Source organism: Nitrosopumilus sp. S4 (assembly GCF_054515835.1).
Window position 1 is genome coordinate 1408178 of sequence record NZ_CM137258.1, and the last position, 13094, is coordinate 1421271.

15 protein-coding genes, 1 tRNA gene and 1 rRNA gene are annotated in these 13094 nt (G+C 35.0%); 7 read left to right on the forward strand and 10 right to left on the reverse strand.

Translation table 11 applies throughout. From position 1 onward, the window contains the following. Positions 1 to 38: 38 nt before the first annotated feature. The 3 genes from fsa to ACX119_RS08360 are packed head-to-tail and all read right to left on the reverse strand — an operon-like array spanning position 39 to position 3339. Entirely contained in the window at positions 39 to 704 is a 666-nt protein-coding gene (gene fsa / locus ACX119_RS08350; protein ID WP_459350807.1) for a fructose-6-phosphate aldolase, read from the reverse strand. Further along, positions 701 to 1675, reverse strand: a complete 975-nt coding sequence (locus tag ACX119_RS08355; RefSeq protein ID WP_459350808.1) for a transketolase family protein — start codon at positions 1673 to 1675, stop codon at positions 701 to 703. The genes fsa and ACX119_RS08355 overlap by 4 nt, the downstream gene beginning before the upstream one ends. Beyond that, complete coding sequence (locus tag ACX119_RS08360; protein WP_459350809.1) at positions 1672 to 3339, reverse strand: ribulose-phosphate 3-epimerase; 1668 nt, start codon at positions 3337 to 3339, stop codon at positions 1672 to 1674. Before ACX119_RS08360 ends, ACX119_RS08355 begins: the two co-directional genes overlap by 4 nt. A gap of 73 nt (positions 3340 to 3412) precedes the next feature. On the opposite strand from ACX119_RS08360, the gene ACX119_RS08365 reads away from it, so the two are divergent. The 3 genes from ACX119_RS08365 to ACX119_RS08375 are packed head-to-tail and all read left to right on the forward strand — an operon-like array spanning position 3413 to position 5494. Continuing rightward, a complete protein-coding gene (locus tag ACX119_RS08365; protein ID WP_459350810.1) occupies positions 3413 to 3805 on the forward strand; it encodes a hypothetical protein in 393 nt (130 codons plus the stop codon). 43 nt (positions 3806 to 3848) lie between these two features. After that, entirely contained in the window at positions 3849 to 3995 is a 147-nt protein-coding gene (locus ACX119_RS08370) for a hypothetical protein (RefSeq protein ID WP_459350811.1), read from the forward strand. Between the two features lie 38 nt (positions 3996 to 4033). Continuing rightward, a complete protein-coding gene (locus tag ACX119_RS08375; RefSeq protein ID WP_459350812.1) occupies positions 4034 to 5494 on the forward strand; it encodes a leucyl aminopeptidase in 1461 nt (486 codons plus the stop codon). A 1-nt stretch (position 5495) separates the two neighbouring features. On the opposite strand, the gene ACX119_RS08380 is transcribed toward ACX119_RS08375, so the two are convergent. Together ACX119_RS08380 and rrf are read right to left on the reverse strand one after the other, a co-directional pair. Next, entirely contained in the window at positions 5496 to 5624 is a 129-nt protein-coding gene (locus tag ACX119_RS08380) for a hypothetical protein (RefSeq protein WP_297593891.1), read from the reverse strand. 50 nt (positions 5625 to 5674) lie between these two features. Continuing rightward, positions 5675 to 5794: ribosomal RNA gene (gene rrf / locus ACX119_RS08385) — 5S ribosomal RNA — on the reverse strand. Between the two features lie 93 nt (positions 5795 to 5887). Between rrf and ACX119_RS08390 the strand changes: the two genes are divergently transcribed. Further along, entirely contained in the window at positions 5888 to 7675 is a 1788-nt protein-coding gene (locus ACX119_RS08390) for a ribosome biogenesis/translation initiation ATPase RLI (protein WP_459352020.1), read from the forward strand. 5 nt (positions 7676 to 7680) lie between these two features. Further along, positions 7681 to 8508 (forward strand): class I SAM-dependent methyltransferase, encoded by an 828-nt coding sequence (locus ACX119_RS08395; RefSeq protein ID WP_459352021.1) that lies wholly within the window; start codon positions 7681 to 7683, stop codon positions 8506 to 8508. A gap of 1 nt (position 8509) precedes the next feature. Here ACX119_RS08395 and ACX119_RS08400 read toward each other — a convergent pair whose 3' ends face one another. Together ACX119_RS08400 and rimI are read right to left on the reverse strand one after the other, a co-directional pair. Next, positions 8510 to 8728: a transcriptional regulator gene (locus ACX119_RS08400; RefSeq protein ID WP_459350813.1), complete on the reverse strand. Its 219-nt coding sequence runs from the start codon at positions 8726 to 8728 to the stop codon at positions 8510 to 8512. A 37-nt stretch (positions 8729 to 8765) separates the two neighbouring features. Next, on the reverse strand, positions 8766 to 9263 hold the full coding sequence (gene rimI, locus ACX119_RS08405) for a ribosomal protein S18-alanine N-acetyltransferase (RefSeq protein ID WP_459350814.1): 498 nt from the start codon (positions 9261 to 9263) through the stop codon (positions 8766 to 8768). Between the two features lie 72 nt (positions 9264 to 9335). Between rimI and ACX119_RS08410 the strand changes: the two genes are divergently transcribed. Next, on the forward strand, positions 9336 to 10442 hold the full coding sequence (locus tag ACX119_RS08410) for a site-2 protease family protein (protein ID WP_459350815.1): 1107 nt from the start codon (positions 9336 to 9338) through the stop codon (positions 10440 to 10442). Here the strand turns inward: ACX119_RS08410 and ACX119_RS08415 are convergent. Further along, entirely contained in the window at positions 10434 to 11516 is a 1083-nt protein-coding gene (locus ACX119_RS08415) for a transcriptional regulator (RefSeq protein WP_459350816.1), read from the reverse strand. The two genes, ACX119_RS08410 and ACX119_RS08415, sit on opposite strands and share 9 nt — an antisense overlap. A 50-nt stretch (positions 11517 to 11566) precedes the next feature. Between ACX119_RS08415 and pyrE the strand changes: the two genes are divergently transcribed. After that, the gene (gene pyrE / locus ACX119_RS08420; RefSeq protein WP_459350817.1) at positions 11567 to 12172 is read left to right on the forward strand and encodes an orotate phosphoribosyltransferase; all 606 of its coding nucleotides are present in this window, start codon (positions 11567 to 11569) and stop codon (positions 12170 to 12172) included. A gap of 112 nt (positions 12173 to 12284) precedes the next feature. Here the strand turns inward: pyrE and ACX119_RS08425 are convergent. Together ACX119_RS08425 and ACX119_RS08430 are read right to left on the reverse strand one after the other, a co-directional pair. Beyond that, positions 12285 to 12358: transfer RNA gene (locus ACX119_RS08425), tRNA-Ile, on the reverse strand. A 41-nt stretch (positions 12359 to 12399) separates the two neighbouring features. After that, positions 12400 to 13032 carry a TenA family transcriptional regulator gene (locus tag ACX119_RS08430; protein WP_459350818.1) on the reverse strand — a complete coding sequence of 211 codons (633 nt, stop codon included), beginning with the start codon at positions 13030 to 13032 and terminating at the stop codon, positions 12400 to 12402. Positions 13033 to 13094 lie beyond the last annotated feature (62 nt).

The window sequence follows — 13094 nt, forward strand, 5'->3', positions numbered from 1 at the left end:
TTAAATTTACATAGTGGATATTGCGTTTAATTCTAGAACTAAATTTTGATATCTGGATTTCCAGCTTTGAGTTTTTCCCAGTCTGCTAGAAAATTATCCAAACCAATTTTAGTTAAAGGGTGCTGAAGCATTTTATCCAGCACTGCAGGAGGTAATGTCACTACATCTGCTCCTTCTTTAGCTGCATCAACTACATGAATTGGATGACGAACACTTGCAACAAGAATTTGAGTTTTAAAATCATAATTTGAAAAAATTTTTTTAATATCTTTTATTAGGTTCATTCCATCTTGGCCTACATCATCTAGTCGTCCAATAAATGGACTAACATATTTTGCACCAGACTTTGCAGCTAGTAAAGCCTGATTTGGTGAAAAAATCAAAGTAACATTTACTGGAATTCCTTCTGATGATAAGGATTTACAAGCTTTTAGACCATCAGGAGTCATTGGAACTTTAACTACAACATTGTCACCATATTCACGGAGACGTTTTCCTTCTTCCATCATTCCAGAATATTCAGTGCTGACAACTTCTAAGCTCACATCTCCTTTGATAATTTTTGTAATCTCTTCCATTGCATCTTTAGGATTACCTCCTTCTTTGGACATTAAAGATGGATTTGTCGTGATTCCATCAAGCAAACCCATGTCATTGAATTTTTTTATAGATTCAAGATTAGCAGTATCAAGAAATATCTTCATAACTTTTTGCTCCTAATTTCTTTGACTTGTTTTGCTATATTAAAAGATGTTATTCCATGCTTTTCTAAAAGTAACGGAATTTCGTCATCTCGTGCAGACTCACCAAACATGTCTTGCGCACCAATTCTTTTGATTGGTACTGGGTAAGATTCAGAAACAGATTCTGCTACTGCTGATCCCATCCCACCAAAAATATTATGCTCTTCAGTGGTAACAATTGCACCTGTTTCTCTAGCAGCCTTTTCTAGTAGTTGATTATCAATGGGTTTTATTGAAAACATATCCAATACCCTACAAGAAATTCCTTCTTGCTGTAATGTCTCAGCTGCCTCTAATGCCATCCTTACAGTAATTCCACATGCAGCAATTGTACAATCAGAACCATCCCTTAGTGTAATGGCTTTACCTGTCTGAAATTCCTGATTTTCTGAATGAACTAGTGGTGTTTTTGATCTTGCCATTCTCATGTAAAATGGACCATACTCTCTTGCCATCAATTGAGTTAGTTTGGAAACTGCAATAGTATCAGCTGGAATGAAGACTCGAAAATTTGGAATTACTCTCATTATAGCAATATCTTCAATTTGTTGGTGTGAACCACCATCAGGACCAACTGATAATCCCCCATGAGATACTACCAGTTTTACATTAAGACCTTTTTTTCCTGGTGGTGAAGGATATGCAATATTATTCCTTATCTGATCAACTGCTCTTCCTGGTAAGAATATAGCATAAGTACTGGCAAATGAAATTTTTCCTGATGCTGCTAATCCTGCGGAAGTAGTTACAAGGTTTGCTTCTGCAATTCCAACATTAAAAAATCTATTTGGGAATTCTTTTTCAAAACTGGATGTCTTTAGTGAATCAGTAGTGTCAGCACCTAAAACTACAATATTTGGATTCTCTTTTCCAGCTTGAATCAAAGATTTGGAATACTCTGAACGCATATCAGTCATTACTGGTTCATTCAAATGTATTTGGCCTCCTCTGCAATTTTTCTAATCTGTTCTTTCTTTTCACCTACAACATGCAATCCAATCCATTTGTTTACCAATTCTTGTCCACCTAATTCATTTGCTTTTTCAAGAAGGAGTTTTCGTCTAGATTTTAGAACCTCAGATCTAAAATCCCTAATTGCAGCTCTAACATCAGATTGCCCAATAATTGCTCCGCCACCAACAAAGGCTCTTGCTCCATCTGCAAAAATTGAGCCTATATTTTCAAGATTTACGCCGCCATCAGCCTCAATATAACCTGAGAAATTATTTTCTTTAAGAATGGAATTTAATCTAGCCATCTTTGCATGAGTCTCCTCAATGTATTTCTGACCAGATTTGCCAGGAATTACAGACATCACAATTAACTGATCTAAAGAAGGTATGAATTTGTAGAACCATTCCGGTAATTCAGTATCAGGGTTTATTGCAAATCCAACACCAACACCATTTTGTTTTAGTAAATCGGAGATTTCTCCAAAACTAGATTCATCAGTTACTTCAGCATGTACAGTAATAATATCACTGCCAGCATCAATGTAATCTCTAACATGTTTTACAGGTTCGTTAATCATCAGATGTGAATCAAAAGGGATTACAGTTAGTGGTCTCAATTCCTTAATTTTATTATGATCAAAAGTTTTGTTTGGAACAAATTGACCATCCATTACATCAAGATGAATATAATCTGCTCTTCCTGAAACACATCTTTTTATCTCATTTTCAAGATTAGTCATATCTCCAGCAATGATTGATGGGGCAATCATAAATTGAGAATCTAATTCAAGATTAATTATTGGAACGACATCTGAATCAGGTGCCTTTCCATGCCATTGTGGATTATCCTCCATGTGTTCCACTGCTTTTCCTTTGATTGTTCTAGAAATAATCATAGTTGGAACTCCTTTAGTTGCATTTGCCTTTGCAATTGCTGCATCAATTTGTTCAATTCGGTGTCCATCAATTTCAATTACATTCCATCCAAATGATCTCCACTTATCACCTGTCTTCCATCTTGAAGCATCTTTCCACATTTCAGAGAGATCATCGCCTTGTAACCTTTCATCAAGTGGCATGATTTTTTCTGTGTAAGAATCCTGCTGAATAAAATTTCTATCAAGAAACACTGTAAGATTATCAACCTTGTATTTTGCAGCAGTCATTGCAGCTTCCCAAATTTGCCCTTCATCAGATTCTCCATCTCCAATTATAGTATAGACGTGATAATTCTTCGAATCAATCTTTCCTGCAAGTGCAATTCCTACTGAATATGATAATCCCGTGCCTAAAGACCCACCACAAAATTCTACTCCGGGGCATTTCAAATCTGGATGTCCTTGTAATTTACTCCCAAATTTTCTCAGAGTGTCAATTTCTGACTCTGGAAAATATCCGGCAACTGCCATGTTAGAGAATAGTCCAGGGGCAGCATGACCCTTTGATAAGACTAAACGGTCGCGGTCTTCCCATTGTGGATTTTTTGGATCAAATTTTAGATATTTTACAAACAAACATCCCAGAATTTCAGCCATTGAAAAAGAACCACCAGGATGCCCAGATCCCGCAGTATTTGTTCCCTTTATTACTAATTTTCTGGCTCTAAGAACATGCTTTTTGATATCATAGTAATTAAGCCGCATCTCGTTCGTTATCTTGGTAAATTGAATAAAAATCTACTTGAAAATATTAAGGTGTTCTAAGACATATTGTATTATGGAGATAAGACAAAATGTTCCAATTGTTCTTTTTGATAATCAATGCTATCTATGTGTAAAATTTGCAAAAATTGTAAATTATTTTGCTAGGGGTAAAATTACAATGGTTGGTCATTATTCAGAATTTGGAGAAAAGATCAGAGGAGAGATCTTAGATAAAACCGCTTTGGAAATGTTTTGGTTCATAAATAAAAAAACAGCTTATGGAGGAAGAGCAGCATTACTTCCATTAGTTAAAATTATTTTTTCAAAAAATGAAAAAAAATATCCTAGTACCCCATTAGATGTGGTTTGTCAGCAAGATTGTAAAACAGTCAAAGCAGTGTTTGTACGTTCGTCTAGTCTTTTAACAAATAGTAGAGTCATTCACTATGATGAAAGTATTATTTGAATAACAAGAATAGGTATTTTAATATGAATAATGGTCCAAGATCATGGCACAACGAATAACAATAATGCTAGACGATGAAGTAGTTAAGAAATTACGTGCAAGACAAGCAAAAAAGATCAAGGAAACATCAAATGCAATGAGCTTCTCAGCTATAGTCAATGAAAGTCTCAAAGAATGCATTAAAGGCTAGTCATAAATCTAAATATTACTTCAATCTACGAATTGAGTATGAAGATCAAAACTGAGAATTCTACAAAGAAGACTCAGTTACTATGTGGATTTGTCTTAGAAAAATCAGATAAACTACTAGGTATTGGAAAATATGATTCTAAAACAAACAATTCAATTTCTCAATCACTCAAAGATAATGGAGGGAAATTAGGATCGATTACCATAGTTCCCAATACCTCAAAATCAATTCAAAGAATTTTACTTACAGGATTAGGAAAAAAAGAGGATCTAAATAATGATACAATTAGATTTGTTTCTGGAAAAATAGCACAAAAAGCAAGAGAGTTAAAATTAAAGGAATTCACCATAGTTGCACCACCCAGTTTTGTTTGTGATTCTCAACTGGCAGTAACTCAAATTGTTGAAGGAGTAAAAATGTCACTTTACAAATTTGATAAATTCAAGGCCGAAAAAGCGGAAAAATCCCCAGATCTTACTATCATAGTTTCTAAATCAACTAAAATTCATTCTGCAATTAAAAATGCAGAAGCAATCGCAGATGGTGCAATATTTACAAAAAGTATTGCAAATATGCCTCCAAATGAGTGCACACCAAGTACATTAGCAAATTTTGCCAAATCATTATCAAATAGCAAGATGAAATGCACTGTTTTCTCCAAATCTGAATTAAAAAAGAAAGGTTTTGGAGGAATTACTGCAGTAGGGCAGGGAAGTAAAAACGAGCCGAAATTAATTGTTCTTGATTACAAAAATGCAAGAAATGAAAAACCAATAGTCCTTGTTGGAAAGGCAGTTACATTTGATACTGGTGGCATTTCGCTAAAGCCAGGAGACAAAATGGATGAGATGAAATTTGACAAGTGTGGTGGATGTACTGTTTTAGGAATTATGAAAGCAGTTTCAGAATTAAAATTACCAATTAATCTAGTAGGGATTATTCCATCAGTAGAGAACATGCCAGGTGGTGAATCTTACCGGCCAGGAGACATCATAAAGCTATATAGTGGAAAGACGGCTGAGATTCTAAATACTGATGCGGAAGGAAGACTGATTTTAGCTGATGCGTTAGCATATGGTGAAAAACATTTTTCGCCTAAAACAATTATTGATTTTGCAACACTAACTGGGGCATGCATTGTTGCATTAGGAACTAATGTAGCTGCTATAATATCAAACAACGAAAACCTAAAAAAGAAAATTAAAAATGCATCAATGAGAACCTCAGAAGAAGTGTGGGAGTTGCCATTAACTCAAGACTATATGGATATGATAAAATCAGATGTTGCAGATATGAAAAATGTTGGAATAGGAAGAGCAGCTGGAACAATTACAGCGGCTGCGTTTTTGAAAAATGCTGTAGAGAAAACACCATGGGTACACTTTGATATTGCAGGAGTTGCATGGACACAGATTGCAACTAAAGAAAAACCATACAATCCAAAAGGAGCTACTGGGTTTGGTGTTAGATTAATTTTAGATTATTTGCAAAATTTGTAAACTAGTAACCTCTGCTATTTCTATCAGGGGTCCCAACGTTTGGATTTCTAAATCCATGTTTTTCCATCATATGATTTAGAAATCGAATATCATCAGAGAAGGATTCTCCACATACTGAACAGTTTGGCATTGAAATCACATAATCCCAAATTATTCTATATTAAAAGATTCAAAGTTAAGAAATGCCAGCACTGTTGCTTCCCAAGGGCTCTCGCATCTTAGTAGCACAACAGCGACGATAGGTTTGACTTCCAAGTTCGGAAAGGGATTGGGTCGCACCCTAACGCTATGGCCGGCTTGAAAATCAATGTCAAATTCTCATCTATTAACGTAACGCCAATGAAAAAAGTCCCTCAAAATAGGTATAAAGCAAAGAAAATACCCGATTACGACATGACACATCGTGTAGCAGTACTAGATCAGGATTTGTGCCAGCCAAAGAAATGTGGTTTGGAATGCATAAAATACTGCCCAGTAAACAAGTCAGGAGCAGAATGTATTGTTCTCAATGAGGAGACAAAGAAAGCTCAGATAGATGAGGATATCTGTAATGGGTGTGGAATTTGTGTTAAAGTATGCCCCTTTGATGCCATTACAATTGTTAATTTAGCTAGCGAGTTGGCATCAGATAAAATTCATCAATACGGACCAAATTCATTTAGAATTTACAAATTGCCAACTCCAAAGAAAGGAGAAGTTGTTGGATTACTTGGAAGAAATGGAATGGGTAAAAGTACAGTTGTCAATATTCTTTCAGGGAATCTAAAACCAAATCTTGGAAGATATGATAATCCACCTGAATGGGATGAGATTTTGAAATATTATAGCGGAACAGAACTAAAACAGCATTTTGCAAAAATACAAAACAAGGAGATCAGAGCATCGATAAAACCTCAACAAGTGCATCATATTGCACAAGCATTTGATGGAACTGGAAAAGAACTCCTTGACAAATATGATGAGAGAGGAGTAACACGCGATTTAATCAAAGAATTAGGATTACAAAATTCCATGGAGCAGAACCTAAAGGAGTTGAGTGGAGGAGAACTACAAAGACTGGCAGTAGCTGCTGCTGCATCAAAGGATGCAGAATTTTACTTTTTTGATGAGCCATCATCATACAATGATGTATTTCAAAGAACAGGAGTTGCGCGTGTAATTCAGAATTTGGCAACACTTGGAAAAAGTGTGATGGTAGTAGAGCATGATTTGACTTTGCTTGACTTTCTTAGTGACTTTATTGAAGTGCTGTATGGCGAGCCAACTGCTTACGGAATTGTTTCAAGTGTTCTATCAACCAAAATTGGAATCAATGTATTTCTTGATGGATATCTGCCAACTGAGAACGTAAGATTCAGAGACAAAAAGTTCTCTTTTGACGTATCATCATCATCTACAGATATTTTTCAAGAGGGAAGCGACATTATCGTTTATCCAAAACTGGAAAAGAAATACTCTAAATTTTCAGTAACGATTGAGCCTGGCAGAGTCAGAAAAGGAGAAGTCTTGGGAATAATGGGTGCTAATGCACTTGGAAAGACCACCATGATGAAGATGATTGCAGGAGTGGAGCAACCAGATACTGGTTCTATTGATAAAAAAGTAAAGATTGCATACAAGCCACAATATCTTCAAAACGATATTGATGAAGAAGTAATCTCATTGCTAAACAAAGCTAACGGAAATCTAATTGAAGGAAGTATGGAAGAAGAGCAAATTCTCGAACCACTAAAAATTAAGAAATTATACAACAAATCTGCAAAGAACTTATCTGGTGGAGAACTGCAAAAAGTTGCAGTTGCATCATGTCTTTTGCAAAAAGTTGACTTGTATGCATTAGATGAGCCCTCTGCATTTTTAGATGTAGAAGACAGAATTGCAGTTGCAAAGTTTTTGCAAAAATTTGTCCGCTCCTTTGGAAAATCAGCTATTGTAATTGATCATGACTTGCAGTTAATGGATTTAATCTCAGATTCAATGATAATATTTGAAGGTGAATCAGGTATGGCAGGAAAAGCAACTTCCCCAATGCCAAAACCTGAGGCAATGAATAGATTTCTCAGATCATTAGATATGTCATTTCGAAGAGATGAAAAAAGTCTCAGACCAAGAGTTAACAAGATTGAAAGTAGACTAGACAAAGATCAAAAAGCATCTGGAAATTTCTATTACAAGCATTGACTCGAATGTTAAAAAAAGCACTGGAGAGTGTGATTTCTGAAAAAGAAAGCGAGGAGCTGATCTCTGCCTTTGATCAAATCGGAGACATCATAATTGTAAGAATTCCTGATTCGTTATTATCAAAGAAGAAGATCATTGGGGAGACATTACTAAAAGAAGTAAAGATTGCAAAGAGTGTATTTTATCAGGCATCAGCAGTAGAGGGAGATTTTAGAACCAGAAATCTAGAGATCTTAGCTGGAGAAGACAATACAGAGACTGAATACAAGGAATTTGGCTGCAGATTTGTAGTAGATGTGGAAAATGTATTTTTCTCACCTAGGCTGTCCACTGAGAGGGAGAGAATTGCAAATTTAGTTCAAGACGGAGAAGTAGTTACCAACATGTTTGCAGGAGTTGGAATGTTCTCCATAATGGCTGCTAAAAAGAAAGACTGCACGGTGTACAGCATAGATATCAATCCAATTGCATCTCAGTTATGTGAAAAAAATATTCAGTTAAACAAGTTAGTGGGCAAAGTAATCTCTATCAACGGAGATGCATCAAAGATTGTTTCAGAGAAATTAATTGGTAAATCAGATAGAACATTAATGCTATTACCTGAGAGATCTGATGAATTTTTGCAATCTGCAATTGATGCAACAAAGAGTGGTGGAATGATTCACTACTATAGTCACATTCATGCGGATAAAAAATCAGATGCAGGAAGACTATCTGAAGAGCATTATCTCAAAGTAACTCCTGTTAAATCAGAAATACTTGGTTCAAAAATTGTCAGACCTGTAGGACCCAGATATTATCAAACAGTAGTTGATGTTAGAATTTCAAAATAAACTAATCATCAGATGTGATTGATGCAGTTGTTGGCTTTGTTGTTGCCATTACATATCCAATCCATGCAATTACTCCTAAGATTCCACCTGCAATCATTAAAACAGATAATTGTAATACGATAGGACTCCACTCAGATAACATCAACAAATATGCATAAAGGAAAAAGGCACCAATACAGAGAACAAAAATAGTCACGCCCATTCCTTTGCGTTTATCCATGGCCAAGAATTTTTTGTGAGTTATTTATTGCTTTTAGCTAATCTAACTCAATTGCCATAAGATATGCATCCTCACCATCACGATAATAGGCATTGAGTTGCTGTCTTATTACAAATCCAAGTTTTTCGTATAATCTAACTGCCTCATTATTGCTGCATCTAACTTCCAAGTAGAATTCATCACATTTTCGTGATTTTACACCTTTTACAGATTCTTCAACTAGAACATTTCCAATTCCACGTCTTCTGTATTCTTCTAGAACCGCAATTGAGACAACATGTCCTTTTTTGACAAATCCTAATTTCTTAAAGTTTGAGAATCCATATTCTGTTTTACACATGATGTAACCCACATGTTTTCCACCAATTTCTGCTACAATAAATGCCTCAGGGAGTTCTGCAAGTAGGCTTTCATAAAAATAATCTGAATAGTGTTCTGGAAGTGTTTTAAGATTAATCTCCATTACAGGTATAAGATCGCTTGGCTCTGCTCTTCGAATATTACAGTCTCCTAATTGTCTTAGAATTACCTGCATGTTATACGATAAAAGTATCAATATTTAATTTTAAACCAAAAGACCATTAATGGAAATAAAACAGCCCTAGATATGGACGATCCTTCTAAAGAAGAAATTATAGACATAGTCAATTCCATATTTACTGTCAGTGATTTCACAAAGGCCGAATTTTCGTTAGAGTTTAAAATTGATGATTTAGAATTTAAGGAAAAATTTGAACAGTTGGCAAGAAAATTAGAGCATATGAGTTACGTATGCAAATTAGAACAGATGGATGATGGAAAATACATAATCATTCAGAAATTTGCTCCAAAGAAACAACGAAAGTGGTTAAACACATCATGGACTCCAAGAATTTTGTTTGCAGTTGTAGTTTCATTTGTAATGATTGATGGATACTATAGAACCTCTGGAACTAATTCCATAATTGATATAGGTGATCCACTAGAGATGGCAGCAGTCTATACGCTATCATTGCTTGGAATCTTGGGAGTCCACGAGTTAGGGCATATTATTGCAGCAAAACTTCATAGACTGAAAACGACATGGCCATATTTTATTCCAGGATTACCAGTAGTAGGAATTCCAACATTTGGTGCGTTTATCCAATCAAAAGGACTAACAATCAACAGGGAGATTTTATTTGATGTAGCAATTGCAGGTCCAATTGCAGGACTAGTAATTGCAATAATTGTTTCAATTTTTGCTGCATACACTGCCCCAATTTTAGATCAAGACGTAGCTGCAGGATTGTTTGCCGAATCAAGACTGATCGAATGGAATCAAGGTGAGCCATTACTCATGACTGCAAGTCTAGCTTTGTTTGGAAAAGGAGGAGGCGGACATGAAGTGATTATGACTCCTGTAATGTTTGCAGCATGGATAGGATTTTTGATCACTTTTTTGAATTTATTGCCTGCATGGCAGTTAGACGGTGGACATATGGCAAGAACACTACTTGGTGCAAAACTTCACAGATATGCAACATATGGCAGTATGGCAATTCTTGTTTTGCTTAATTATTGGATTATGGCATTGCTTATTCTAGTTATGAGTTCTAGAAATTCTGGTGCAACTCCACTTGATGACATATCTCCACTTTCAAGGAATAGAAAACTTGCATACATTGGAATTATTGGACTAGCAATATTGTGTGCACCACTCCCATCAGACTTTATGCCTTTCTTTTTACCTTAAGAGTAATCTAGCGCCATCAGTAACAACTGCAACTTTTTGTCGTGCACCTTGTGTCTTTAAAATATAATCCATAGAATATTTTATCCCCTGCATTGATAACATGTTTAGTTTCTTTGCATAAAACTCTGGAAGAATAGATACCAATCCTATTTGGAAATTCTTTTGTATTTCTGATAGAAACAATAAGTCCTCCATTCCACTAATGTATTTTGTTGGATTTTTTAGTTGCTCTAATGATAATCGATCCTCAATGTATTGCTGCAATGCATCAGAACCAAGACCACCTTTGCATTCTGCAACTAAAATTGCAAGTCCATCCTTTTTGATTGCATTTGCACAATTCCATAAAGATGAGAGTGATTTTCCCAAATTATCATTACTTGAATCCTTTCCCGAACTAATTATCATGGTCTTATGTTGACCAACATCTTTGATTGATTGAGATTCTAAAATTTTAGTTGATGACATTGTTTGAGAGGGATGCCCTATAGAAAAATCAACTATTCCCTGAGAATTTGCAATTATTTCTATTCCTTGGATTTCAAAATTATCTGAGAATTTTTTTGCCTCACCTAAACTTTCTGGATACTGACCAGGAGTTGGAAGATTTCCTGCTCTTTTGGCATATGCAGATAACATAGAATCTTGTCCAAACTTTTTGATTAGTCTTGTAGAAATTGTCTCATATCCAAATAGTCCATCAAACTCCATTTCACCCATAAAAACAAGATTAGAGTTTGAAATTCCCACATCATCAAATTCATTAATCGAGGTTCCTTCAGGCAAACCAGCTTTGACCTGATTTAGTATTCTTTTATCAGTTAAAATTTTTGGAAATGGTTTTGATTTTTGCTCACATAAACTAAAGAGTGTGGAGATGATTTTTTGAATCGATTTAGAATTATGTAATACAACTAGCTCCATGGGTTTTGATAAATCCAAAGTTCCAAGTTTTTCAGTAATTGTAGAATCCTCTAAAATTTTGCCATCAGAATCAATTTTTTGCTCCAAATTCTCTGCTCTAATATCTAAAACTACGTCTGTAATCCCATAATTTAACCAGATTTCAGGCATAATAGATACATAATACAAACCAAAATAAATCCAGTGTAGTTAATTTTGGTATGGAGTTTGTGAAAGAGTTTGCAACATTTTTGCACAAAAAAGGCATAATCAAGTTTGGGGATTTTACGCTTGCTAGTGGAAAAAAGAGTTCCTACTATGTAGATTTGAGGTTAGTTCCTAGCTATCCACACGAATTCAGAAAAATGGTGAAATATCTTGAGAATCAAATTGCACAAGAAATTGGATTAGATAAGTTTGATTCTATTGTGTCGGTCCCAACAGGAGGATTAGTAATTGCATCAGCTCTTGCAATTGAAACAGTCAAACCGTTAATCTATGTTAGAAGTAAACCAAAAGACTATGGCACTTCAAAATCAGTTGAAGGACTAATCCATGATGGAATGAAAGTAGTAATGATTGATGATGTTGCTACAACAGGTGGCTCAGTAGTCAATGCAATAAAGTCTCTAAAAGAAGTAAACATTTCGATATCAGATGCATATGTTATTGTTAATAGAATGGAAGGCGCAGATGAGGCTTTAGCTGAATTGGGAGTAAAGATGCATTCAATGTTGAACATATTACAAATAACTGAAGCACTGTATGAGCAGAATCTAGTGGATCAGGGTATTTTAGATAAAGTGAAAAATCAATTAGGAAAATAAGTATTGGCAGCTCAGTCAAATGCCTTCCAATCATCATTCAGATATAACTCTGATTCTTCATTGCAGCCAGTAAATTTTGAAGTTGCTTATTTTAAAACTAATGGAAAAGATATGGGCCCGAAGGGCTTCGATCCCTTGGCTCACCGGTTATGAGCCGGTTACTCTACCAAGCTGAGTTACGGGCCCTAAGCAGATGAATTTTTCCTAGGCTAAAAAATGTTATTAGATTAGCAATATGCTTCATAACAACTATCAAGCAACAAGTTTTGTGCAGTGATAGATTTCTCTGCAATTTCAATTAATTTTGCTGGATCAGTTGATGACTTTTCTAGAATATTTTGCCAAGATGCAGCATGTCTAATGTCTGCTTCAGTGTGGAGCTTAAAGTATTGAGTTGCTTCATCATTTGACATTCCATAAAAATGTGCTAATCCATCAAGTTTTGTTTGACTGATTTTTGGAATTTCTTTTTCAAATGCATACATTGCACATGCACCACCTTCAAAAGTAGTCATTAATTCATTCAAATCAGATACTGCTTGTTGGGTTTTTGACAATCCAGTGTATTGAACAAGTTCTTCTTCAGATATGCCTAACTCTCCTGCAAATGAAATCCATGGTTTGATATGATCAGATTCTTCTTTTTGATTTTCAATTAATTCTTCTACATGATTATCTGATGCTTTTTCTATAATTGGAGTCATAAACGATGGAACTGCTTTTACAAGTTGGAAATATTCTTTTGAATAACCTGCTAAAGATTCCTTTGTTAATTTTCCATCAGACCACATTTGGTAAAATGGATGTTTTAGTAAACTTCTCTCTTCTATCATTTGATCAATTTGTTTTATAATATTCATAATTCATCTCCAAAGCTGCCAATAAAAAAATCTTTGTGGTTTACAAAAGATTTTATGGTCAA